General features: G+C 59.1%; 23 protein-coding genes and 1 tRNA gene. 6 read left to right on the top strand and 18 right to left on the bottom strand.

Annotated features, from left to right (window positions below):
* Positions 1-85 precede the first annotated feature (85 nt).
* The 8 genes from ychF to JFT87_RS28040 all read right to left on the bottom strand — a co-directional run bounded on the left by ychF (position 86) and on the right by JFT87_RS28040 (position 7,003).
* Complete coding sequence (gene ychF, locus JFT87_RS28075) at positions 86-1,186, bottom strand: redox-regulated ATPase YchF (RefSeq protein WP_201206676.1); 1,101 nt, start codon at positions 1,184-1,186, stop codon at positions 86-88.
* 22 nt (positions 1,187-1,208) lie between these two features.
* A complete protein-coding gene (gene pth / locus JFT87_RS28070; protein ID WP_008153430.1) occupies positions 1,209-1,793 on the bottom strand; it encodes an aminoacyl-tRNA hydrolase in 585 nt (194 codons plus the stop codon).
* 169 nt (positions 1,794-1,962) lie between these two features.
* On the bottom strand, positions 1,963-2,562 hold the full coding sequence (locus JFT87_RS28065) for a 50S ribosomal protein L25/general stress protein Ctc (protein WP_201206674.1): 600 nt from the start codon (positions 2,560-2,562) through the stop codon (positions 1,963-1,965).
* A 141-nt stretch (positions 2,563-2,703) separates the two neighbouring features.
* Positions 2,704-3,645, bottom strand: a complete 942-nt coding sequence (locus JFT87_RS28060; protein ID WP_003208392.1) for a ribose-phosphate pyrophosphokinase — start codon at positions 3,643-3,645, stop codon at positions 2,704-2,706.
* 46 nt (positions 3,646-3,691) lie between these two features.
* Positions 3,692-3,766 (bottom strand) — tRNA-Gln (locus JFT87_RS28055).
* Positions 3,767-3,802: 36 nt separating this feature from the next.
* Positions 3,803-4,654, bottom strand: coding sequence for a 4-(cytidine 5'-diphospho)-2-C-methyl-D-erythritol kinase (ispE, locus tag JFT87_RS28050; protein ID WP_201206800.1), 852 nt, complete (start codon positions 4,652-4,654; stop codon positions 3,803-3,805).
* A 2-nt stretch (positions 4,655-4,656) separates the two neighbouring features.
* Entirely contained in the window at positions 4,657-5,274 is a 618-nt protein-coding gene (gene lolB / locus JFT87_RS28045) for a lipoprotein insertase outer membrane protein LolB (RefSeq protein WP_201206672.1), read from the bottom strand.
* A gap of 4 nt (positions 5,275-5,278) precedes the next feature.
* Positions 5,279-7,003 carry a tetratricopeptide repeat protein gene (locus JFT87_RS28040; RefSeq protein WP_201206670.1) on the bottom strand — a complete coding sequence of 575 codons (1,725 nt, stop codon included), beginning with the start codon at positions 7,001-7,003 and terminating at the stop codon, positions 5,279-5,281.
* 182 nt (positions 7,004-7,185) lie between these two features.
* Here JFT87_RS28040 and hemA point away from each other — a divergent pair, with 182 nt between their 5' ends.
* The 6 genes from hemA (at position 7,186) to JFT87_RS28010 (ending at position 12,554) form a co-directional block, all read left to right on the top strand.
* The gene (gene hemA / locus JFT87_RS28035) at positions 7,186-8,472 is read left to right on the top strand and encodes a glutamyl-tRNA reductase (protein WP_201193495.1); all 1,287 of its coding nucleotides are present in this window, start codon (positions 7,186-7,188) and stop codon (positions 8,470-8,472) included.
* Positions 8,469-9,551: a peptide chain release factor 1 gene (gene prfA / locus JFT87_RS28030; RefSeq protein WP_201206668.1), complete on the top strand. Its 1,083-nt coding sequence runs from the start codon at positions 8,469-8,471 to the stop codon at positions 9,549-9,551. The genes hemA and prfA overlap by 4 nt, the downstream gene beginning before the upstream one ends.
* Positions 9,552-10,382 (top strand): peptide chain release factor N(5)-glutamine methyltransferase, encoded by an 831-nt coding sequence (prmC, locus tag JFT87_RS28025; protein WP_201206666.1) that lies wholly within the window; start codon positions 9,552-9,554, stop codon positions 10,380-10,382.
* On the top strand, positions 10,376-11,131 hold the full coding sequence (locus JFT87_RS28020) for a molybdopterin-synthase adenylyltransferase MoeB (RefSeq protein WP_201206665.1): 756 nt from the start codon (positions 10,376-10,378) through the stop codon (positions 11,129-11,131). The genes prmC and JFT87_RS28020 overlap by 7 nt, the downstream gene beginning before the upstream one ends.
* Positions 11,124-11,915 carry a glutamate racemase gene (gene murI, locus JFT87_RS28015; protein ID WP_201206663.1) on the top strand — a complete coding sequence of 264 codons (792 nt, stop codon included), beginning with the start codon at positions 11,124-11,126 and terminating at the stop codon, positions 11,913-11,915. The genes JFT87_RS28020 and murI overlap by 8 nt, the downstream gene beginning before the upstream one ends.
* A 120-nt stretch (positions 11,916-12,035) precedes the next feature.
* On the top strand, positions 12,036-12,554 hold the full coding sequence (locus JFT87_RS28010) for an acyloxyacyl hydrolase (RefSeq protein ID WP_201206661.1): 519 nt from the start codon (positions 12,036-12,038) through the stop codon (positions 12,552-12,554).
* A 123-nt stretch (positions 12,555-12,677) separates the two neighbouring features.
* Here the strand turns inward: JFT87_RS28010 and JFT87_RS28005 are convergent, their stop codons facing one another.
* The 10 genes from JFT87_RS28005 to JFT87_RS27960 are packed head-to-tail and all read right to left on the bottom strand — an operon-like array spanning position 12,678 to position 21,422.
* Positions 12,678-12,983 carry a YkgJ family cysteine cluster protein gene (locus JFT87_RS28005; protein ID WP_201206659.1) on the bottom strand — a complete coding sequence of 102 codons (306 nt, stop codon included), beginning with the start codon at positions 12,981-12,983 and terminating at the stop codon, positions 12,678-12,680.
* A 53-nt stretch (positions 12,984-13,036) separates the two neighbouring features.
* A complete protein-coding gene (locus JFT87_RS28000) occupies positions 13,037-13,540 on the bottom strand; it encodes a DUF2878 domain-containing protein (protein WP_201206657.1) in 504 nt (167 codons plus the stop codon).
* Entirely contained in the window at positions 13,533-14,804 is a 1,272-nt protein-coding gene (locus tag JFT87_RS27995) for an SAM-dependent methyltransferase (RefSeq protein ID WP_201206655.1), read from the bottom strand. Before JFT87_RS27995 ends, JFT87_RS28000 begins: the two co-directional genes overlap by 8 nt.
* Entirely contained in the window at positions 14,791-15,606 is an 816-nt protein-coding gene (locus tag JFT87_RS27990) for a DUF1365 domain-containing protein (protein WP_201206653.1), read from the bottom strand. The genes JFT87_RS27995 and JFT87_RS27990 overlap by 14 nt, the downstream gene beginning before the upstream one ends.
* On the bottom strand, positions 15,603-16,850 hold the full coding sequence (locus JFT87_RS27985) for an FAD-dependent oxidoreductase (protein WP_201206651.1): 1,248 nt from the start codon (positions 16,848-16,850) through the stop codon (positions 15,603-15,605). Before JFT87_RS27985 ends, JFT87_RS27990 begins: the two co-directional genes overlap by 4 nt.
* On the bottom strand, positions 16,847-17,629 hold the full coding sequence (locus tag JFT87_RS27980; RefSeq protein WP_201206649.1) for an SDR family NAD(P)-dependent oxidoreductase: 783 nt from the start codon (positions 17,627-17,629) through the stop codon (positions 16,847-16,849). Before JFT87_RS27980 ends, JFT87_RS27985 begins: the two co-directional genes overlap by 4 nt.
* Entirely contained in the window at positions 17,626-18,048 is a 423-nt protein-coding gene (locus tag JFT87_RS27975; protein ID WP_201206647.1) for a nuclear transport factor 2 family protein, read from the bottom strand. The genes JFT87_RS27980 and JFT87_RS27975 overlap by 4 nt, the downstream gene beginning before the upstream one ends.
* Entirely contained in the window at positions 18,041-19,486 is a 1,446-nt protein-coding gene (gene phrB, locus JFT87_RS27970; RefSeq protein WP_201206798.1) for a deoxyribodipyrimidine photo-lyase, read from the bottom strand. The genes JFT87_RS27975 and phrB overlap by 8 nt, the downstream gene beginning before the upstream one ends.
* 34 nt (positions 19,487-19,520) lie before the next feature.
* A complete protein-coding gene (locus JFT87_RS27965; protein WP_201206645.1) occupies positions 19,521-20,462 on the bottom strand; it encodes a MerR family transcriptional regulator in 942 nt (313 codons plus the stop codon).
* Positions 20,463-21,422: a YbgA family protein gene (locus JFT87_RS27960; RefSeq protein ID WP_201206643.1), complete on the bottom strand. Its 960-nt coding sequence runs from the start codon at positions 21,420-21,422 to the stop codon at positions 20,463-20,465. It lies immediately after the preceding gene.
* Positions 21,423-21,464 lie beyond the last annotated feature (42 nt).

Here is a 21,464-nt window from a genome sequence, read left to right as displayed (position 1 = left end):
TTAGGAGTTGCCCGGATTTCAGGCACAAAAAAGCCGCGTATCAAACGCGGCTTTTTCTTGGGCGGGTGCTTCGTCTTGAAAAAACTTAGACGTTGAAACGGAAGTGCATCACGTCGCCGTCTTTGACGATGTAGTCCTTGCCTTCCAGACGCCATTTACCGGCTTCTTTGGTGCCGGCTTCGCCCTTGTACTGGATGAAGTCGTCATAGGCGATGACTTCGGCGCGGATGAAGCCTTTTTCGAAGTCGGTGTGGATCACGCCAGCGGCTTGTGGTGCGGTGGCACCGACGCGGACGGTCCATGCGCGGACTTCTTCAACACCGGCGGTGAAGTAGGTCTGCAAGTGCAGCATCTCGTAGCCAGCGCGGATCACGCGGTTCAGGCCAGGCTCTTCAAGACCCAGGGCTTCGAGGAACATGTCTTTCTCTTCGCCGTCGTCGAGCTCGGCGATTTCGGCTTCGATCTTGTTGCAGACCGGAACCACCATGGCGCCTTCTTCTTCGGCGATGGCCTTGACGATGTCCAGCAGCGGGTTGTTCTCGAAACCGTCTTCAGCGACGTTGGCGATGTACATGACCGGCTTGGTGGTCAGCAGGTGGAAACCGCGAATCACCGCTTTGTCGTCGGCATGCATGGTCTTCATCAGCGTGCGTGCAGGCTTGCCGAGGGTGAAGTGAGCGATCAGTTGCTCCAGCAGGCCTTTCTGGACCACGGCGTCCTTGTCACCACCCTTGGCGTTGCGGGCGACTTTCTGCAGTTGCTTCTCGCAGCTGTCGAGGTCGGCGAAGATCAATTCCAGGTCGATGATCTCGATGTCGCGTTTCGGGTCGACGCTGTTGGAGACGTGAATCACGTTCTCGTCTTCGAAGCAGCGGACCACGTGGGCGATGGCATCGGTTTCACGGATGTTGGCGAGGAACTTGTTGCCCAGGCCTTCACCTTTCGACGCGCCGGCAACCAGGCCCGCGATGTCGACGAATTCCATGGTGGTCGGCAGGATGCGCTTTGGATTGACGATGGCAGCCAGGGCTTCCAGACGCGGGTCCGGCATCGGCACGATACCGGTGTTCGGCTCGATGGTGCAGAAGGGGAAGTTCTCGGCCGCGATCCCGGATTTGGTCAGGGCGTTGAATAGGGTGGACTTGCCGACGTTAGGCAGGCCGACGATGCCGCAATTGAATCCCATGGTGTTTTCCCCGAGGAGTGAGTCAGGCCTTCTGGCTGTGCAGGTTTTTCATCGCGCGGTTCCATTCCCCGGCGAGGATATCCGGCAGCACGCCGAGGGCAAAGTCGATGCTGGCATCGAGTTTTTCCTGTTCGGCGCGTGGCGCACGACCCAGGACGAAATTTGAAACCATACTGGCAACGCCCGGGTGGCCAATGCCAAGCCGCAAGCGATGAAAGGTATTCTGATTGCCCAGTTGCGCGATGATGTCGCGCAACCCGTTGTGACCGCCGTGGCCGCCGCCCTGTTTGAGCTTGGCAACGCCCGGAGGCAGGTCGAGTTCGTCATGCGCCACCAGGATTTCTTCAGGCGTGATGCGGAAGAAACCAGCGAGTGCCGCTACGGCTTGGCCGCTGCGGTTCATGTACGTGGTGGGAATCAGCAGACGAACATCCTGACCCTGATGCGAATAGCGCCCGGTCAGGCCGAAATATTTGCGGTCCGCCACAAGGTTTACGCCTTGTGCATTCGCGATGCGCTCAACAAAAAGGGCCCCTGCGTTATGCCGGGTCTGTTCGTATTCAGCGCCTGGATTTCCCAGGCCAACGATCAGTTTGATGGCAGTCACGATAGGGGCCCTTCCTTGGAGTGGTGGATAACATCGCCGCAATCAGTGTGTGCGGCGAAAGTGGACGACAAGTGCTCATTTACCATTATGTAAACTCCGCGTTCTCGCCCGCTTTCTCGCTACGTTCTAGTCCGCGATGTTTCCGGTCACTCCGACGTGCCGAGTAAAATTACTCTGCAGCGCCTTCGGTAGCTTCTGGAGCAACACGTGGAGCGTGAACGTTGGCAACAGCCAGGTCGTTACCGTGAGCCAGAGCAACAAACTCAACGCCTTTAGGGGCTTTGAGGTCGGACAAGTGAATGATCGAGCCGACTTCGGCGTTAGCCAGGTCAACTTCGATGAATTCAGGCAGATCTTTCGGCAGGCAAGATACTTCGACTTCAGCGATAACGTGCGAAATCTCGCCGCCTTTCTTGATCGGAGCAGCTTCGCCAACGAAGTGTACAGGCACGGTAGCGGTCAGTTTCTGGCCAGCTACAACGCGTACGAAGTCAGCGTGCAGCACGTGGCCTTTAGCCGGGTGGCGCTGCAGAGCTTTGATGATTACGTTTTGCTTGGTGCCGCCAACATTCAGCTCGATGATGTGGCTGTAAGCCGCTTCGTTTTCGAGCAGTTTGGCAACTTCTTTAGCCAGCATGCTGATGGATTCAGGGGCTTTTTCGCCACCGTAAACTACAGCTGGTACCAGGCTTGCGAGACGACGCAGGCGGCGGCTCGCACCTTTCCCCAGGTCGGAACGCACTTCAGCATTCAGGGTAAATTCGTTCATTTTGTATCTCCAAAATAACCACATTCGCCCCAGCGGTTGCGACCAGCGCTAAAGGCGATATGGGCAAAAAAGCCCCGCCCCGACAGGAATGCCGGGGCGGGGCGCTTTTCGTCAACGAGACGTTCGAGAAGGGCAGGGCCCTTAGCGGAACATCGCGCTGATCGATTCTTCATTGCTGATGCGGCGAACCGCCTCGGCAACTACCGGCGCGATATCCAGTTGACGGATACGCGAGCAGGCTTGAGCAGCTGCGGACAACGGGATGGTGTTAGTCACCACCAGTTCGTCCAGCATGGAATTTTCAATGTTTTCGATCGCCCGACCGGACAGCACAGGGTGTGTGCAGTAGGCGAAAACCTTGGCAGCGCCATGCTCTTTCAGGGCCTTGGCCGCGTGGCACAGAGTGCCGGCGGTATCGACCATGTCATCGACCAGAATACAGGTACGCCCTTCGACATCACCGATGATATGCATCACTTCAGAGTGATTGGCTTTCTCACGGCGTTTGTCGATGATCCCGAGATCCACGCCCAGGGATTTGGCAACAGCACGTGCACGCACGACGCCACCAATGTCCGGGGACACGATCATCAGGTTTTCGAAGCGCTGATCTTCAATGTCATCCACCAATACTGGGGAGCCGTAGATGTTATCTACCGGAATATCGAAGAAACCCTGGATTTGGTCAGCATGCAAATCAACCGTGAGAACACGATCGATGCCGACTACGGTAAGCATGTCAGCGACGACTTTCGCGCTGATAGCCACACGTGCGGAGCGCGGACGGCGATCCTGACGGGCATAACCAAAGTAAGGAATAACAGCAGTAATACGAGTAGCCGAGGAGCGGCGGAAGGCATCAGCCATCACTACCAGTTCCATCAGGTTATCGTTAGTCGGAGCGCAGGTCGGCTGAATAATGAAGACATCTTTACCGCGGACGTTTTCATTGATCTCGGCGGTAATTTCGCCGTCGGAAAACTTACCGACAGAGATGTCACCGAGAGGGATATGCAGCTGACGTACAACACGCCGAGCCAGATCGGGGTTAGCGTTCCCCGTAAAGACCATCATCTTGGACACGCGCAGTACCTGAAGGCTGAGGGTAACCTGGATGAGTATAGGAAAATGGCAGGGGCGGCTGGATTCGAACCAACGCATGGCAGGATCAAAACCTGCTGCCTTACCGCTTGGCGACGCCCCTGTATCTGTTGCAACGATTACCCAGTAATCGGTTCTTTTAGAGCAGACTTTGCAGCTTGCGATGCAACATCGAAACGTTGCTTCCCTTTGCTACAAACCCTGTAAGGGTCTCTGTCAGAAGGGCCGAGACTTTATCAGCTTCAGCTTTGCTTGGGAAGCCCCCAAACACACAACTTCCAGTGCCGGTGAGTTTTGCTTCGGTAAATTTACCTAACAAATTCAAAGCGTTACGTACATCTGGGTAACGTCTTGCTACTACCGGTAAGCAGTCATTACGACTGTTTCCCTTGGGAACGGGGCGCACTTTAATGGGAGAAGAGTTACGTGTCAACAACGGATCTGAAAAAATTTCTGCTGTACTTACAGATACTTGCGGCACCAGCACCAGATACCACGGTTCTTCGGGGTCTACAGGGCTGAGTTTCTCCCCGACACCCTCGGCGAAAGCCGCGTGCCCGCGTACGAAAACCGGGACGTCTGCGCCCAGTGTCAGGCCCAGCGCGGCCAGTTGATCTTCATCCCAGCCCAGTTGCCAGAGATGATTGAGACCGAGCAACGTCGTCGCGGCATTTGAGCTGCCGCCACCGATTCCACCGCCCATGGGCAGGATTTTTTCGATCCAGATGTCGATACCGAGCGAACAACCGGATTGCTCCTGAAGTTTTTTCGCTGCTCGAACAATCAGATTGCTGTCGTGAGGAACACCCTCGAATTCGGTGTGCAAATGAATCACACCGTCATCGCGCACGGCGAAGGTGATTTCGTCACCGTAATCGAGAAACTGAAAAATCGTCTGCAACTCGTGGTAGCCGTCTGCACGGCGCCCAAGAATGTGCAGCATCAGGTTGAGTTTGGCCGGCGAGGGCAGCGTCAAGCGCGCAGCGGTCATGTTCACTGCCCCAGTTTGCGTGGTTGCCATTCCTTGATCACCAGCGTGATATCAAGGTCGGTGCCGTGCAGTTTGATCCGCTCGGGCAGCCAATAGCCGTTTTGTTCGGCGTAACTGAGGTACTCGACCTGCCAGCCATCCTGTTCAAGGCTGGCCAGACGGCTGTCGGTGTCCAGGGTCAGGCGACTTTTGCTGTCAGGGGCCGGGAGCCCGCGAACCCACCAGGCCAGATTGGATACCGGCAATTTCCAGCCCAATTGCTCTTCAAGCAAGGCTTCTGGAGAGGTCGCGTCATAGCGGCCCTGGTTGGCGACTTCCAGCGACACTTTGCCCGGGCGACCGGTCAAGCGAGCAGCACCGCGACCCAATGGACCGGAAAGACGGATGTCGTAGTAGTCCTGTCGCTGCAGCCAGAACAACGTGCCGCTGCCCGAATCCTTGGGTGCGCGAATGCCGATCTTGCCGTTGATTTGCCAGCCATCAAGGCTGGTCATCTGCTGTTTGTACGCGTTCCATTGGACCGGGTTGCCCTGGCCCTGGACTGACTCGCGAGCACCGAAGCCCGCGCAACCGGCGAGCAGGGCGATAAAGCTGAAAACAATAACGTGGCGCAAAAACATAATCTTAAAGAGTCTCTGATCCGGTCAGGCGCTTGATGGTGCCGCGCAGGGTAGGGCTGTCGGGCTGATCCTTGAGGAACTTGCCCCAGATTTGCTTGGCTTCCCGTTGCTTGCCGTTGGCCCACAAGACTTCGCCCAAGTGCGCGGCGACTTCTTGATCGGGGAAGCGCTCCAAAGCCTGGCGCAGCAAACGTTCGGCTTCCTCGAGATTGCCCAGGCGGAAATTCACCCAGCCGAGGCTGTCGAGTACCGCCGGGTCTTCCGGATTGAGCTGGTGAGCGTGCTCGATCAGGGCCTTGGCTTCTTCGTAGCGGGTCGTGCGGTCGGACAAGGTGTAGCCGAGGGCGTTCAAAGCCATCGCATTGTCCGGGTCGCGCTTGATGATCAGGCGCAGGTCTTTTTCCATCTGCGCCAGGTCATTGCGCTTTTCCGCGAGCATGGCCCGGGTGTAAAGCAGATTCAGATCGTCCGGGTATTGCAGCAACGCTTGTTGCAGGACTTTCCAGGCCTTGTCGCCCTGATTGTTGGCGGACAGTGTCTCGGCCTCGATCAGGTACAACTGGATCGCGTAATCGGGTTGAGTATCGCGCTCGGCCGCCAGTTTGCTTTGAGCTTCGGCACTCTTGCCGTTGTTCATCAGGATATCGGCCTGGCGCAGTTGCGCTGGCAGGTAATCGTTGCCGGGGCCGACCTGGGCGTACTCGATCAGGGCGCCTTGCGGGTCGTTGCGCTCTTCAGCGATACGGCCGAGGTTCAGGTGCGCCGAGTCCACATGGCTTTCCCGGGCGATCAGGTCTTCCAGGTAACCCTTGGCCTCGTCCCAGGCCTTGGCTTCCAGGCATACCAGCGCCAGGGAATAACGCAGTTCGTCGTCTTCCGGATACTGCTGAACCAGGCTGGAGAACTCGACCTTGGCGTCATCCATGCGGTCTTGTTCGACCAGCATGCGGGCGTAGGTCAGGCGCAGGCGTTTGTCATCCGGGTATTTCTTGATGCTTTTTTGCAGCAGCGGCAATGCTTCACCGCCACGGTTGAGCGTTTGCAGCAAGCGCGCCCGCAACAGGATCGGGGCGATTTCGCCGTCGTCCGGCGGGTTGTCTTCGAGCAAGGTCAGCGCGCCTTTGGCATCGCCGTCCTGCTGCATCAGCAAGGCCTTGCCGAAAATCAACTGGCTGTTCTTTGGATGGCGTTGCAGCAAGCGGTCGAAACTTTTCATCAGGCCGTTGCGGGTGCCCTGGTCGGTGTCAGCCGCCGACAAGGCCAGAAAATCGAAATGCGTGTCGCCTTTGCCCTGCAGGACTTTCTCCATGTAGACCATGGAGTCGTCATAGCGCCCGGCACGCGCCAGTTGCACGGCTGCCGCCCGTTGGGCTTCGAGGTCGTCCGGGGCGTTTTTCGCCCAGATCAGCGCGGTATCCAGGGCAGCCTGATCGGCGCCCAGGTACTCGGCGATGCGGAATGCCCGCTCGGAGACGCCCGGATCCTGGGTGTTGATGGCCTGGGTCACGTAGTTGTCCAGCGCAATGTCGAAACGATTGCGTTGGCCAGCCAGTTCGGCGCTCAACAGACTGAAGACGGTTTCTTCACTGAATGAGCTGTAAACCTTGGGCTTTTCAGGGGCTGGAGTGCTGTCTTCAGTCGGCGGCGTACCGTCCGACGAAACGGGTGCCATGGCCTGGCAGCCGCTGAGGAAGACAAAAGCGAGGAGCAACGCGGAAGATCTATTCATATAGGAGAAGGACGACTAACCTGCGGTCGGATCATCATGACACAAGCCTTCGGCCAAACATAACCGAGTCTCAGTTGGTGCCTTTATAGAGGCAGGTGATTGGGACAATAGTCAGCGGTAGTTGTTCTGTCTCTGTCGAAGTAGGACAATTGCCGGCTTCACGTCACCATCAGCGACCTTGAATGGCCTTTCTTGCACTCGGTATTAACCACAAGACTGCTTCAGTAGACGTCCGCGAGCGCGTGGCCTTTACTCCTGAGCAACTGGTGGAGGCCTTGCAACAGCTCTGCCGACTCACTGACAGCCGCGAAGCTGCGATCCTCTCCACCTGCAATCGCAGTGAACTTTATATAGAGCAGGATCACCTTTCGGCGGACGTCATCTTGCGCTGGCTGGCTGATTATCATCATTTAAGCCTCGAAGAGCTGCGTGCGTGCGCTTATGTGCACGAAGATGATGCGGCAGTTCGTCACATGATGCGGGTCGCCTCCGGGCTCGATTCGCTGGTGTTGGGCGAGCCGCAGATTCTCGGCCAGATGAAATCGGCCTACGCCGTGGCGCGTGAGGCCGGCACCATCGGCCCGCTGCTCGGTCGCTTGTTCCAGGCCACGTTCAACGCGGCCAAACAAGTGCGTACTGATACGGCCATCGGCGAAAACCCGGTGTCCGTGGCGTTTGCCGCGGTCAGTCTGGCGAAACAGATTTTCAGCGACTTGCAACGCAGCCAGGCCTTGCTGATCGGCGCAGGCGAGACCATTACCCTGGTCGCCCGTCATCTGCACGAGCTGGGGGTGAAGCGCATCGTCGTCGCCAACCGGACGCTGGAACGCGCGAGTATTCTCGCCGAACAGTTTGGCGCCCACGCCGTGCTGCTCTCGGACATCCCGGCCGAACTGGTGCGCAGCGACATCGTCATCAGCTCCACCGCCAGCCAGTTGCCGATCCTGGGCAAGGGCGCGGTGGAAAGTGCCCTGAAACTGCGCAAGCACAAACCGATCTTCATGGTGGATATCGCCGTCCCTCGGGATATCGAGCCTGAAGTCGGCGAACTCGACGACGTTTACCTGTACAGCGTCGACGATCTCCACGAAGTGGTCGCTGAAAATCTCAAGAGCCGACAAGGCGCTGCCCAAGCGGCGGAAGAGATGGTCTCGATCGGCGCCGATGACTTTATGGTTCGCCTGCGCGAACTGGCGGCGGTAGATGTGCTCAAGGCTTATCGTCAGCAAAGCGAGCGCATGCGTGACGAAGAATTGCAAAAGGCCCAGCGCATGCTGGCCAACGGTAGCAGCGCCGAAGACGTGCTGGTGCAACTGGCCCGTGGGCTGACCAACAAACTGTTGCACGCGCCTAGCGTGCAGTTGAAAAAGTTGACTGCCGAAGGCCGCCTCGATGCGCTGGCCATGGCCCAGGAACTCTTTGCCCTCGGTGAGGGCTCGTCGGATAGCTCGGATAAAAAACCGCAATGAAAGCGTCACTGCTCAATAAGCTGGACATCCTCCAGGACCGTTTCGAGGAATTGACCGCTCTGCTTGGCGATGGCGAAGTCATTTCCGATCAGAACAAATTCCGCGCCTATTCCAAGGAATACGCGGAAGTCGAGCCGATTGTCCAAACCTATAAACAGCTGCTCAAAGTGCAAGGCGACCTCGAAGGCGCTCAGGCACTGCTCAAGGACAGCGATCCGGACATGCGCGAAATGGCCGTGGAAGAAGTCCGCGAAGCCAAAGAGCAACTGATCGAAATCGAATCCCGGCTGCAACGCATGTTGCTGCCCAAGGACCCGAACGACGGGCGCAACGTGTTCCTCGAAATTCGTGCCGGCACCGGTGGTGACGAAGCGGCGATTTTCTCCGGCGACCTGTTCCGCATGTATTCGCGTTACGCCGAGCGGCGTGGCTGGCGGGTGGAGATTCTCTCGGAGAACATCGGCGAGCACGGCGGCTTTAAAGAAGTCATTGCCCGGGTCGAAGGCGAGAATGTCTACGGCAAGCTGAAATTCGAATCCGGCGCGCACCGTGTACAACGGGTGCCGGCCACCGAATCCCAGGGCCGCATTCACACCTCGGCTTGCACCGTGGCGGTGTTACCAGAGCCGGACGAGCAGGAAGCGATCGAGATCAATCCGTCGGACTTGCGGGTCGACACCTACAAATCCTCCGGCGCCGGCGGTCAGCACGTCAACAAAACCGACTCGGCAATCCGCATCACGCACTTGCCGACCGGTATTGTCGTCGAGTGCCAGGAAGAACGCTCCCAGCACAAGAACCGCGCCCGGGCGATGTCCTGGCTGTCGGCCAAGCTTAACGACCAGCAGACCAGCGCCGCCGCGAATGCCATCGCCAGCGAGCGTAAGCTGCTGGTAGGTTCCGGTGATCGCTCCGAGCGGATCCGCACCTACAACTTTGCCCAGGGCCGGGTCACCGACCATCGGGTCAACCTGACGCTGTATTCCCTCGACGAAATCCTCGCCGGTGGCGTCGATGCAGTGATCGAGCCGTTGTTGGCCGAGTACCAGGCCGACCAATTGGCGGCGATAGGTGAGTAAATGACGATCATTGCCAGTTTGTTGCGTGCTGCCGAACTCCCCGACTCGCCGACGGCGCGCCTGGATGCCGAATTGTTGCTGGCCGCTGCCTTGGGCAAGTCCCGCAGCTTCCTGCACACCTGGCCCGAGCGCATCGTGCCGAGCGAAGCGGCGTTGATGTTTGCCAGCTATTTGCAGCGTCGTCGCGGCGGTGAGCCGGTGGCTTACATTCTGGGGCAGCAAGGTTTCTGGAAGCTTGATCTGGAAGTTGCGCCGCACACGCTGATCCCGCGCCCGGACACCGAATTGCTGGTGGAAGCTGCGCTGGAGCTTTTACCCGCGACACAAGCCTTGGTCCTCGACCTCGGCACTGGCAGTGGCGCGATCGCGTTGGCCCTGGCCAGCGAGCGTCCGGCCTGGAAGGTTACCGCTGTCGACCGTGTACTCGAAGCCGTGGCATTGGCCGAGCGCAATCGCCAGCGTCTGCACCTCAACAACGCCACGGTGCTGAGCAGTCATTGGTTCAGCGCCCTGGAAGGTCAGCGCTTTGAGCTGATCATCAGCAACCCGCCGTACATTGCGTCCGCCGATCCGCATCTGGTGGAAGGTGACGTGCGTTTTGAACCGGCCAGTGCCTTGGTCGCCGGTGTCGACGGGCTTGACGATCTGCGTTTGATCGTCGCCCAGGCACCGGACTACCTTGAAGCCGGTGGCTGGTTGATGCTGGAACACGGTTACGACCAAGCCGACGCGGTGCGTGATTTGCTGCTGTCTCGTGGTTTTGAAGAAGTCCACAGTCGCACCGATCTGGGCGGTCACGAACGGATCAGCCTGGGGCGCCTGCCGTGCTGAATGATCAGGAATTGTTGCGCTACAGCCGGCAGATTCTGTTGCAACACGTCGACATCGACGGTCAGTTGCGGCTCAAACAAAGCCGTGTGCTGATCGTCGGTCTCGGTGGCCTGGGTTCGCCAGTCGCGCTGTACCTGGCGGCGGCGGGGGTCGGTGAGCTGCATCTGGCGGACTTCGACACGGTCGACCTGACCAATCTGCAACGCCAGATCATTCACGACACTGACAGCGTTGGCACGAGCAAGGTCGATTCGGCGATCCGCCGTTTGAGCGCGATCAATCCTGAGATTCAACTGGTCGCCCATCGTGCGGCGCTGGACGAAGATTCCCTGGCCGCTGCGGTTGCAGCGGTGGATCTGGTGCTCGACTGCTCCGACAATTTCTCCACCCGCGAGGCGGTCAACGCCGCGTGTGTGGCTGCTGGTAAACCGCTGGTCAGTGGCGCGGCGATTCGTCTGGAAGGGCAGTTGTCGGTGTTTGACCCGCGGCGTCCGGAGAGTCCGTGCTACCACTGCTTATATGGTCACGGCAGCGAAGCCGAACTGACCTGCAGCGAAGCCGGGGTCATTGGCCCGCTGGTGGGGCTGGTCGGCAGCCTGCAGGCCCTCGAAGCACTCAAGTTGCTGGCCGGTTTCGGTGAGCCGCTGGTAGGTCGCTTGTTGTTGATCGATGCCTTGGGCACACGTTTCCGTGAGTTGCGGGTCAAGCGTGATCCGGGTTGCAGCGTTTGTGGGCCAGCCCATGCGTGAAGCGCCGATTGGCGTGCTCGACTCCGGCGTCGGTGGGCTTTCGGTGGTGGCCGAGATCCAGCGTTTGCTGCCCAACGAGTCGCTGTTGTATGTCGCCGACTGCGGGAATATTCCCTACGGCGAGAAAACCCCGGAATTCATCCAGCAGCGCTGCAGCGTGATCGCCGACTTTTTTCGGCAGCAGGGCGCCAAGGCGCTGGTGCTGGCCTGTAACACGGCCACCGTGGCCGGCGTCGCCAATTTGCGTCGCGATTATCCCGAATGGCCCATCGTCGGAATGGAGCCTGCGGTCAAACCGGCCGCTGCGGCCACCCGCAGTGGTGTGGTCGGTGTTTTGGCTACAACCGGCACCTTGCAGAGCGCCAAGTTCGCTGCGTTGCTCGACCGGTTTGCCGCCGATGTGCGCGTCATCACCCAGCCATGCCCAGGCCTGGTAGAGCTGATTGAAAGCGGCGACTTGCACAGCGCGGCCCTGCGTCAGTTGCTTCAAGGCTATGTCGAACCGTTGTTGGCCGCCGGCGCCGACACACTAATTCTTGGCTGCACGCATTACCCCTTTCTAAAGCCGTTGCTTAAGCAGATGATTCCGGAGCACATCAGCCTGATCGATACTGGCGCCGCTGTTGCGCGGCAACTGCAACGTCTGTTGGCCGAGGGGCAATTGCTCGCTGAGGGACCTGCTCGTGCCGCGCAGTTCTGGACCAGTGCCGAACCGGAACATTTCAGAAATATCTTGCCGGTACTGTGGAATTCGTCTGGCGTTGTGCGAAGCTTCGACTGTTAGAGAAGATGCTGGGGCAAACGAGTAATTGGGGTGAACTTCTAATTAAGCGTCAACTTCTATAGCTGAGTCTGTGAGCTACAAAAAAAACCACACGAAATCGTTCGGAAAAGGATGTTTCTAATGAAGCGACTATTCTGTTTGGCCGCGATTGCGACCGCATTGATGGGGCAAAGTATTACCGCACAGGCGGCTGGCGTGGAGTTCGGGGTCGGCCAGACCAGCGATTCGACCATGACCTACCGCTTGGGCCTGCAATTCGATTGGGACAAGACCTGGCTGCAAAGTGACGTCGGTCGCGTGACCGGTTACTGGAGCGGCGCCTACACCTATTGGGAGGGCGACAAGACTCCCGCTGCCAGTAGCCTGTCGTTCTCGCCGGTACTTGTTTACGAGTTTGCCGGGCAAAACGTCAAACCGTATGTCGAGGCGGGGATTGGCGTGGCGTTGTTTTCACGTACGCAAATTGAAGACAACAACATTGGCGAGTCCTTTCAGTTCGAAGACCGCTTGGGTTTCGGGCTGCGCTTTGCCGGTGGGCATGAGATCGGGATTCGTGCGACGCACTATTCCAATGCCGGGATCAACAGTAATAACGGTGGTGTAGAAAGCTACGCGCTCCACTACACGATGCCGTTGTAAGCGCGGTCAATGTGGGAGCGGGCTTGCTCGCGAAAGCGATTTAACATTCAACATTTACGTTGACTGTCGGTCCGCTTTCGCGAGCAAGCCCGCTCCCACATTAGATCGTCGGTGATTTCGCTTTCAGCGATAAACCGACGTAATCCCCTGACGCTCTTCCATACACTCCGGCGACCCCGTCTCGAATTCCCGGCAGATCAGCGGCCGTTTTTCGTAGATGGTGCACATCATCGTGTTGCGATCCAGCGCTGCGCACCAGCCGTCATCCAGGCGCAACATCACTTCCCCGCCCCAGTCATCGGTATCGATAAAGCGTTCGGGCACGCCCGTTTCGGTGATCAGCATGACTTCGAGCTGGCAACAGCAGGCTGAGCAGGTCGAGCAAGTGACCGCCGGTTCGGCGATTTGCGTGTGGGGGATGGTTTTCATGGGGCGCAGTGTAAGGCAGTCGACCGATGCTGTGTGAAAGGCCTGACGGACGCTCAGTCGGGGTGATCCGCCGCCAGCCGCTGGGCCATGAAGTGCAGGGTAGGAAACAGCATCGCCCAGAGCAGGCCGATGCCAATCAGCGTCGGTACCTGGCCGTAGGGAAATTGCACCCCGGCCAGTTGGCTGCCGGCGTAATACGACAGCGGCCCACCGACGGCGCCCAACAGACTGGCCAGCCACCAAGGGTTGGCGCTCCACAGCAAGCAGTGGCGCAAAGTGGTCGCCAGCAGCGCCCACAGCAGCATCAGCCACAGCGGAATCAACGGTGCGACATCCGTAAAGTCGAACACCCCCAGCCAGCGCAACGAACTGTCGACGGTAGTGCCCAGCAGCACCACGCTGAGGATCAACCGGCCTTCATCGACCCAACGACTTATCCACAGCAGATGAATCACCAGCGCCGCCAGTGCCACTAACAGCCACAGACTATTGCCGCCCACCACGCAGGCAAACCAGCCGACCTGAAACAGCGCGGCATTGGCCAGACGTTCAAGCATCGAAACGGCCGAGCAATGGCGCTGGCATCGCCGCCGGTTTGGCCAGCAGCATTTGTGCGGTGCCGATGGTGCGCTCCAGGAAGCCACCTTCGCAGTAGCACAGGTAAAACTCCCACAGCCGCAGGAAATAATCGTCGTAGCCCAATTCGCCCAGCCGACCGTGGGCGCGGCGAAAGTTCTCATGCCACAGGCGCAGGGTTCGGGCGTAGTGCAGGCCGAAATCCTCCATGTGCAGCAGGTTCATGTCGGTATCTCGGCTGACGATCTCCAGCATCTTCTGCACGCTGGGCAAGGCACCACCGGGGAAAATGTAGCGCTGGATGAAATCGACATGGGTCTTGGCTTGTTCGTAGCGCTGCTCGCGGATGGTGATCGCCTGCAACAGCATCAAACCGTTGCTCTTGAGCAACTGCGCGCATTGCTTGAAGTAGGTCGGCAGGAAGCGATGGCCGACGGCTTCGATCATCTCGATCGACACCAGTTTGTCGTACTGCCCGGTGAGGTCTCGGTAATCCGAGAGCAGCAACGTCACCCGATCTTGCAGGCCAAGTGCTTCGATCCGCTGGGCGGTGAAGGTGTACTGCTCTTTGGAGAGCGTAGTGGTGGTGACTTTACAGCCGTAATGTTGCGCCGCGTAAAGCGCCATACTGCCCCAACCGGTACCGATTTCCAGCAAATGGTCACTGGGTTGCAGGGCGAGTTTCTGGCAGATTCGCTCCAGTTTGTTCAGTTGCGCCTGCTCAAGGCTGTCTTCGGGCGTGAGGAACTGCGCCGCCGAATACATCATCGTTGGGTCGAGAAACTGCTCAAACAGGTCGTTGCCCAGGTCGTAGTGGGCCGCGATATTTTTCTGCGAACCCTTGCGCGAATTGCGGTTCAGCCAATGCAGCCCTTGCACGAATGGCCGGCTGAGTCTGGCCAGGCCACCTTCCAAGGCATCGAGCACTTCAAGGTTGCTGACGAACACCCGGACCACCGCCGTCAGATCGGGCGAGCTCCAGTAACCGTGAATGAATGCTTCACCGGCACCGATCGAACCGTTGCTCGCCACCAGGCCCCAGACTGACGCATCAAGGATATGGATCTCCCCCAGCAGATGATCGCCGGTCGTGCCGAATACATGCCGTTCGCCGTCCTCGACCACCACCAGTTGCCCATGTTTGAGGTGCGCCAGTTGGCGCAGCACGCCCCGCCGCAACAGCGAGCCGGACAGGCCGTTGGTGCTGAGCAGGTTGGCTTTGGCCGAAATGCTAGAGGATTTCATGGCGGCGATCCTTTGGGGGAACGATGGCGGTTTGAAAGCTGCCATCGGCAGCCTGATGAGCAAAAATCGGTGCGCGCTTGAGCAACAGGCGAATGGCTTGCCAATAGATCGCCAGGCAGGTTTTCGCGGTCATCCAGGGGAAACGCCGCAAGTAACGGTGCAGGCTGTCGCGATTCAGGGTTTCGCGTTGCAGGCTGAGCGTGGCGTCGAACAGTTTCAGTTCGCCCTGCCAGTCAGCCATGTGCACACCGAGCTTTTGCGCGGCGGGGCTGAAACTCATACGGTATTCGAGATCCCGCGGCAAAAACGGCGACACATCAAAGGCCTTGGCCACGGCGAAGTGCTGGTGGAAGTCCTGCAAGTCCACGGGGGCCTTGGCCGGCAACACGTAGTGATAACGCTCGCGCCACGGGGTGTTGGTGACTTCGCAGAGAATCGCCGCCAGTTGGCCATCGGCTTCGTGGCAATAGAAAAAACTCACCGGGTTGAACGACAGGCCCCAGCTGCGGGCCTGGGTCAGCAGGCAGATCGAGCCTTGGGGCGCATGGCCGATCGCTTGGCCGACCTGCTGGCGTACCGCGTCGATCAAACGCATGCCGGTGCCGGTAAAGGCTTTCAAATAGTCGCTCTCGCGAAACGAGAACGGTGCAAAACGACTGCTGCCCGACAACGGCGACAACCCGCGCACGGCGTCCTGTTCATCGAGGTCCAGGTACAGCAGGCCGATCCGGTAGCGGAATTCGTGGCGTCTGGGCGCAAACCGCCGATGGGCGATCCAGCCGCTGTAGAGGGCGCTGTTCACAGGGTTTCACCAAACGAGCGGGCAACGCGCAGAGCGCTGACCACCCCGTCTTCGTGAAAGCCGTTGGCCCAATAGGCGCCGCAATAATGAGTGTGCTGCGCGCCGTCCAATTCGTCCCAACGCTGCTGCGCGGCCACTGCTTTGAGGCTGTATTGCGGATGGGCATAGGTGAATTTGGCGAGCACTTTGAACGGGCTGATGCCGGCGCTCTGGTTGAGGCTGACGCAGAACGTGGTGTCGCTCCGAATACCTTGCAGGATGTTCATGTCGTAGGTGACGGCGGCCAATGCATGCCCGGCGCCGCCGAGTCGATAATTCCAGCTGGCCCAGGCGAGTTTGCGTTCGGGCAGCAGGCGAGTGTCGGTGTGCAGCACCACTTCGTTGTCGGCGTAGGGCAGGGCGCCGAGGATCGACTGTTCGGCGCTGCTTGGTTTGGCCAGTAGCGTCAGCGCTTGATCGCTGTGGCAGGCGAAGACCACTTTATCGAAGTGCTCACTGCCGCTGGCGCTGTGGATAACTACGCCGTCTTCATCGCGTTCGACGCGGGTCACCGGGCAGTTGAGGCGAATCTTCTCTTTAAAGGACGCGGTCAGTGGCGCGACATAAGCGCTTGAGCCACCCTCGATCACACACCATTGCGGCCGATTGCTGACGGACAGTAAACCGTGATTCTTGAAAAACCGGATGAAGAACTGCAACGGGAAACCGAGCATGTCGGCCATGGACATCGACCAGATCGCCGCGCCCATCGGCACGATGTAATGCAGGATAAAGCGCTCGCCGTAGCCGCCGGCTTTCAGGTATTGATCGAGGGTGGTGTCGGCGGCGATTCGTTGTTCTTCGAGGTCGCGCTGGGCTTCTTTGTTGAAGCGCAGGATGTCCCGCAACATGCCCCAGAACCCTGGCGACAGCAGGTTGCGCCGCTGGGCGAACAGGCTGTTGAGGTTGTTGCCGTTGTATTCGAGACCTGAGTCCGGGTCGGTGACAGAGAAGCTCATCTCGGTGGGTTTGAAGCCCACACCGAGTCGGCCCAGCAAGCGAATGAAATTCGGGTAAGTCCAGTTGTTGAACACAATGAAACCGGTGTCCACGGCATAGCGCTGGCCATCGACGGTCACCTCCACAGTGTGGGTGTGCCCGCCGACCCAGTCGCCGGCCTCGAACAGGGTGATCTCGTGGCTGCGATTGAGCAGGTAGGCGCAGGTCAGCCCCGAGATACCGCCGCCGATGACGGCGATGTTCACGGCTGATCCTTGATCGGCGGATTGCTGCGCACCATGCGTTTGCCGATCTCCAGCTTCACCCGGTCGGGCAATTTCGAGAGTGGCCAGAGGGCGGCCATGAACAGTGCCGGGAAAGCGATTTCCAGTGGGCGGTTCTTCAGTTTGGAAAAGATGTGCCGCGCGGCTTTATCCACAGGCCAACTGAGCGGCATCGGGAAGTCGTTTTTCTCCGTCAGCGGCGTGTCGACAAACCCAGGGCTGACCACGGTGACTTCAATACCTTCGGGCGCCAGGTCGATGCGCAAGGATTCGAACAGGTAGCGCAAGCCAGCCTTCGAGGCGCCGTAGGCTTCGGCCCGTGGCAGCGGCAGGTAAGTCACCGAGCTGGCGACGCCGACCAGATGCGGTGCAGTGCCGGCGCGCAGCAACGGCAGGGCTGCTTCGATGCAATAGCTGCTGGCAAGCAGGTTGGTGCGCACCACATGCTCGACAATCGAGGCGTCGAACTGCTTGGCATCGACGTATTCGCAGGTGCCGGCGTTGAGAATCACGGTGTCGAGTGAGCCCCAGTCGGCGGCAATCTGTTCACCGATTTCGCGCACGGTCTGGCTGTTGGTCAGGTCGCCGGCCACCACCATCACTTGCCCCGGATAGCGCTGGGACAGGATTTTCAGTGGCACTACCGAGCGTGAACTGACGGCCAGATGAGCACCGGTTTTCAATATTTCTTCGGCGAGCGCGGCGCCAATGCCGCTGCTCGCTCCCGTTAACCAGTATCGACGTGGAGGTGTAAGGCTCATCCCATTCTCCTTTTCAGCCAGGCGATCGCCCGACCCAATACGGGTAGATGTTCATAAAGCAGTGCCCCGGCATCGAAGTAATCCCGGTGGCGATAAACCTTGTCGCGCCAGAGCAGGTGCGAGCAGCCGTCGACCCGAATCAACTGGCCGCCGGCCAGGCGCGGGTGACGGTAGCTCATGACCCAGCGCAGATAACCTTCGCCTTCGCCAATCTGGTCGAAGCTGTGAAAGTCGAAACGCAGTTCGCTGACATTGGCATAGAGCTCCTCAAAGTAGCTACGCAGCTGCACCAGGCCCTGAACTTCGTGCAGCGGATCAGTGAACTGCACGTCGTGGGTGTAGAGCTGATTGAGCCGTTGCAGATTGTCCTTGTTAAGGTCCGAAAACTGCTGGGCAAAGCGCCGCAGGAATTCACTCATACCCACCTCCGGCATCTTGTCGCGATGGCAGGTTCTTGAATGCCGCCAGCGCTCGTTGGCGAGAGGTACTGAGATTGACGATAGGCGATGGATAATCTGTAGCACCGAACAAACCGCCGACATTCGCCGGGTTGTGCACTTCTTTTTTGTTCAGCCCTGCGAGTTCCGGCAGCCAGTGCTTGATGAACACACCTTCGGCGTCGAATTTTTCCGACTGGCTCAGCGGGTTGAAAATCCGGAAGTAGGGCGCCGAATCGGTGCCGGTGGACGAGCTCCACTGCCAGCCGCCGTTGTTCGCCGCGAGGTCGCCGTCGATCAGGTGGCGCATGAAGAAGCGCTCGCCTTCACGCCAGTCGATTAGCAGGTTCTTGGTCAGGAACATCGCTACCACCATGCGCAGGCGGTTGTGCATCCAGCCGGTTTCGAGCAATTGGCGCATGGCCGCGTCGATGATTGGCAGGCCGGTGCGAGCCTCTTTCCAGGCCGCGAGTTCATCCGGCGCATCACGCCAGGCCAGGGCTTCGGTTTCCGGGCGGAACGCGCGGTGGCGCGAGACCCGTGGGTAACCCACCAGAATGTGTTTGTAGAACTCGCGCCACAGCAGCTCGTTGATCCAGGTGACCGCGCCGACCTTGCCGCTTTCGAACTCGCCCTGATTGCTTTGCAACGCCGCGTGCAAACACTGGCGCGGGGAAATCACCCCGGCCGCGAGATAAGCCGAAAGCTGGCTGGTGCCGGGCTTGGCCGGGAAGTCGCGTTCGCTTTGGTAGTAGTCGATTTGCGCGTCGGTGAACGTATCGAGGCGGCGTCGGGCTTCGTGTTCGCCCGCCGGCCAAAGGGCGCGCAGGGAGTCGCTCGGTGTGGCGAAGCCTTTGACAGAGGCTGGAACCGGGTCACTGTCGAGCGCAAGTTTTGCCTGCTTGCCGGGGGCTTTGACCAACGACGGCATTGAACGATGCAGGCGTTCGTAGCAGACCTTTCTGAACTGACTGAACACTTTGAAATAAGTGTCGGTCTTGGTCAGGACAGTGCCGGGCTTGAACAGCAACTGGTCGAGGTAGCTGCGAAATTCAATGCCCTCGGCCTGCAGGGTTTCGGCCACTGCTGCATCGCGACGGCTTTCGTGCACGCCGTATTCTTCGTTGGTGTGGACCGCTTCGATCTTCAATTGCCGGCAGAGCTTGAGCAGTTCCGCCGGGGCTTGATCCCAATGGGTTGCCGTGCGGATCAATAAGGGAATGTTCAGTTCGCCGAGGCTTTTGCTCAGCTCATCGAGATTGCGCAGCCAGAAATCGACTTTGCATGGCGCGTCGTCATGTTCGCGCCATTGCTCCGGGCTCAGCAGATACACCGCCACCGTCGGGCCGCGCGCTGCGGCGGCCGAGAGGGCGGTGTTGTCGTGTAGGCGCAAGTCGCTGCGCAGCCAGATCAATTGCATGGTGGTATCCGTACGATTCATTAAAAAAGCATCATTAAACAAGCCCACGCTGAACAAGATCCTGATGAGCCGACAAGGGATCTTCGGCCAGGAACAAATCAGCAATCTCGGTAGTTCTTACGGACAACTCGGCGTGGTGGATGCATACCGTTGGTCCGACAATCATTTTTGGGCAACTGACACCGTTCAAAAGTTTAGGCAGCTGCGCAAGGTTCATGGCTTTGCTGGAATACAGCAGTACGCCGCGGGCTTGCAGCTGTTCGACCGCCAGCGCGAGCTCCCCGGCCGGCAGTGGCCAGTCGAAGACTTCCACCGGGCAATCGGCGCTGCTGATCAGCCACGCGGTGAGCCACAGGTGAGGTTCCAGGGGCAGGTCCGAGTGATTGATCAACAGCAGCGGCGCGGCACGTAACTGACGGTTGTTATGGTAGATGCGCGCGCCGAATTTGCTGCGTAGCCAGGAATAAAAGAATACCCGCTCCATCTGTGCGCCGAACTGGCCTTGCCAGCGTTGCTCGAGTTCCGTCAGCAAGGGCATCAACAGTTGTTCGCACAAGGTCCGCGGCGGGTACAGCGCCATCGCTTGATTGATAGTGTCATCGAGGGTGCGTTCGGCCAGTTGCGTGACCGCTTGCAGCAGCGTGTGGCGTAGCAGGTGCCAATCGTTTTCGGCGCAATCGGTGAAGGCTTGCGGCGTATCGAGCAGTTGCTTGACCTGGCCGACGGCCACGCCGCGGTTGAGCCAGGTGAGGATCGTCAGGATTCGTTGAACGTGTTCGGCCGAGAACAACCGATGACCTTTTGGCGTGCGCTGCGGGACGATCAGGCCGTAGCGCCGTTCCCAGGCGCGCAGGGTGATGGCGTTGACGCCGGTCTGGCGCGCGACTTCACGAATCGGCAGCCAGCCATCGTCCAGGGCTTTTTTGAAGTCGGCGCCGAAGTCTTCGCTGGCGCTGGTGTCGGGTGTGTTGTTCATTTAGATCGCGTTTCGCAGGCTGAGGTTTTCCGGGTGCGGTTGCAGGTAAACCTGTTGCGCAATGTACGGGTCCGGGTGTTGGCGAAAGTAATGCTTGAGCAGCGTCAGCGGCACCACCAGCGGCACGATGCCGTGGCGATATTGGCCGATGACGTGTTGCACTTCCTGTTTGTCTTCAGCGCTGATGGCCTGTTTGAGGTAACCACTGATGTGTTGCAAGACATTGCTGTGGGTGCGACGGGTGGCGCATTTTTTCAGCGCCTCCATCAGTTCGCTGAAATAGCGTGGGCCGAGTTCTTTCGGATCGGTCTGGCCCATGCTGCCCAGCAGGTTGCCCAGGGTTTTGTATTGGACCGGGTTGTGGGCCATCAGCAGGTATTTGTAGCGCGAGTGAAAATCGATGAGCGCGCGCCGGGTCAGGCCTTCTTGCAGTAATGACTGCCAGGCGCTGTAGGCGAAGACTCGGGTCAGGAAGTTTTCCCGCAACACCGGATCGTTGAGGCGACCGTCCTCTTCCACCGGCAGGTCCGGATGTTGTGCGCAGAACGCCTGGGCGTAGATGCCGCGACCACCGCCATCCACCGGTGCGCCGTTGGTGTGGTAAACCTTGACCCGCAACAGCCCGCAGGAAGGCGATTTCTGCATGAAGATGTAGCCGCAGATGTCGCCCAGTTCGACTGCCATTTTCTCGCCGTACTCAGCGAGCGGCTGAGTGACGTTAATCTCATGATGGATCGTGCCGACGGCTTCAGGATGTTCGGGATCGCCCACCAGGCGGATCGGCTCGCGGGGAATGCCCAGGCCGATGGCGACCTCCGGGCAGACCGGGACGAAATCAAAGTAGTCAGAGAGGGTGCGACTGCACAGCCGCGATTCCTTGTGCCCGCCATTGAAGCGCACCTCGGCACCCATCAGGCAGGCGCTGATCGCGATTTTCGGTTTGGCGGGGGCGATGGACATCGAAGCACCTCGAATCTAAACCTGTACAGCGCATTGGCGTTG

The sequence above is a fragment of the Pseudomonas sp. TH15 genome (assembly GCF_016651105.1).
Lineage (GTDB): Bacteria > Pseudomonadota > Gammaproteobacteria > Pseudomonadales > Pseudomonadaceae > Aquipseudomonas.
The sequence above is the reverse complement of the archived record's forward strand: the minus strand, read 5'-3'. Positions and strand labels throughout refer to the sequence as shown.

What these genes read in the sequence shown, in the direction of transcription:
- ychF (WP_201206676.1), bottom strand. Translation starts at nt 1,186, where the DNA reads ATGGGATTCAATTGCGGCATCGTCGGCCTGCCTAACGTCGGCAAGTCC.
- JFT87_RS28065 (WP_201206674.1), bottom strand. Translation starts at nt 2,562, where the DNA reads ATGAACGAATTTACCCTGAATGCTGAAGTGCGTTCCGACCTGGGGAAA.
- ispE (WP_201206800.1), bottom strand. Translation starts at nt 4,654, where the DNA reads ATGACCGCTGCGCGCTTGACGCTGCCCTCGCCGGCCAAACTCAACCTG.
- lolB (WP_201206672.1), bottom strand. Translation starts at nt 5,274, where the DNA reads ATGTTTTTGCGCCACGTTATTGTTTTCAGCTTTATCGCCCTGCTCGCC.
- JFT87_RS28040 (WP_201206670.1), bottom strand. Translation starts at nt 7,003, where the DNA reads ATGAATAGATCTTCCGCGTTGCTCCTCGCTTTTGTCTTCCTCAGCGGC.
- hemA (WP_201193495.1), top strand. Translation starts at nt 7,186, where the DNA reads ATGGCCTTTCTTGCACTCGGTATTAACCACAAGACTGCTTCAGTAGAC.
- prfA (WP_201206668.1), top strand. Translation starts at nt 8,469, where the DNA reads ATGAAAGCGTCACTGCTCAATAAGCTGGACATCCTCCAGGACCGTTTC.
- prmC (WP_201206666.1), top strand. Translation starts at nt 9,552, where the DNA reads ATGACGATCATTGCCAGTTTGTTGCGTGCTGCCGAACTCCCCGACTCG.
- murI (WP_201206663.1), top strand. Translation starts at nt 11,124, where the DNA reads ATGCGTGAAGCGCCGATTGGCGTGCTCGACTCCGGCGTCGGTGGGCTT.
- JFT87_RS28010 (WP_201206661.1), top strand. Translation starts at nt 12,036, where the DNA reads ATGAAGCGACTATTCTGTTTGGCCGCGATTGCGACCGCATTGATGGGG.
- JFT87_RS28005 (WP_201206659.1), bottom strand. Translation starts at nt 12,983, where the DNA reads ATGAAAACCATCCCCCACACGCAAATCGCCGAACCGGCGGTCACTTGC.
- JFT87_RS28000 (WP_201206657.1), bottom strand. Translation starts at nt 13,540, where the DNA reads ATGCTTGAACGTCTGGCCAATGCCGCGCTGTTTCAGGTCGGCTGGTTT.
- JFT87_RS27995 (WP_201206655.1), bottom strand. Translation starts at nt 14,804, where the DNA reads ATGAAATCCTCTAGCATTTCGGCCAAAGCCAACCTGCTCAGCACCAAC.
- JFT87_RS27980 (WP_201206649.1), bottom strand. Translation starts at nt 17,629, where the DNA reads ATGAGCCTTACACCTCCACGTCGATACTGGTTAACGGGAGCGAGCAGC.
- JFT87_RS27975 (WP_201206647.1), bottom strand. Translation starts at nt 18,048, where the DNA reads ATGAGTGAATTCCTGCGGCGCTTTGCCCAGCAGTTTTCGGACCTTAAC.
- phrB (WP_201206798.1), bottom strand. Translation starts at nt 19,486, where the DNA reads ATGCAATTGATCTGGCTGCGCAGCGACTTGCGCCTACACGACAACACC.
- JFT87_RS27965 (WP_201206645.1), bottom strand. Translation starts at nt 20,462, where the DNA reads ATGAACAACACACCCGACACCAGCGCCAGCGAAGACTTCGGCGCCGAC.
- JFT87_RS27960 (WP_201206643.1), bottom strand. Translation starts at nt 21,422, where the DNA reads ATGTCCATCGCCCCCGCCAAACCGAAAATCGCGATCAGCGCCTGCCTG.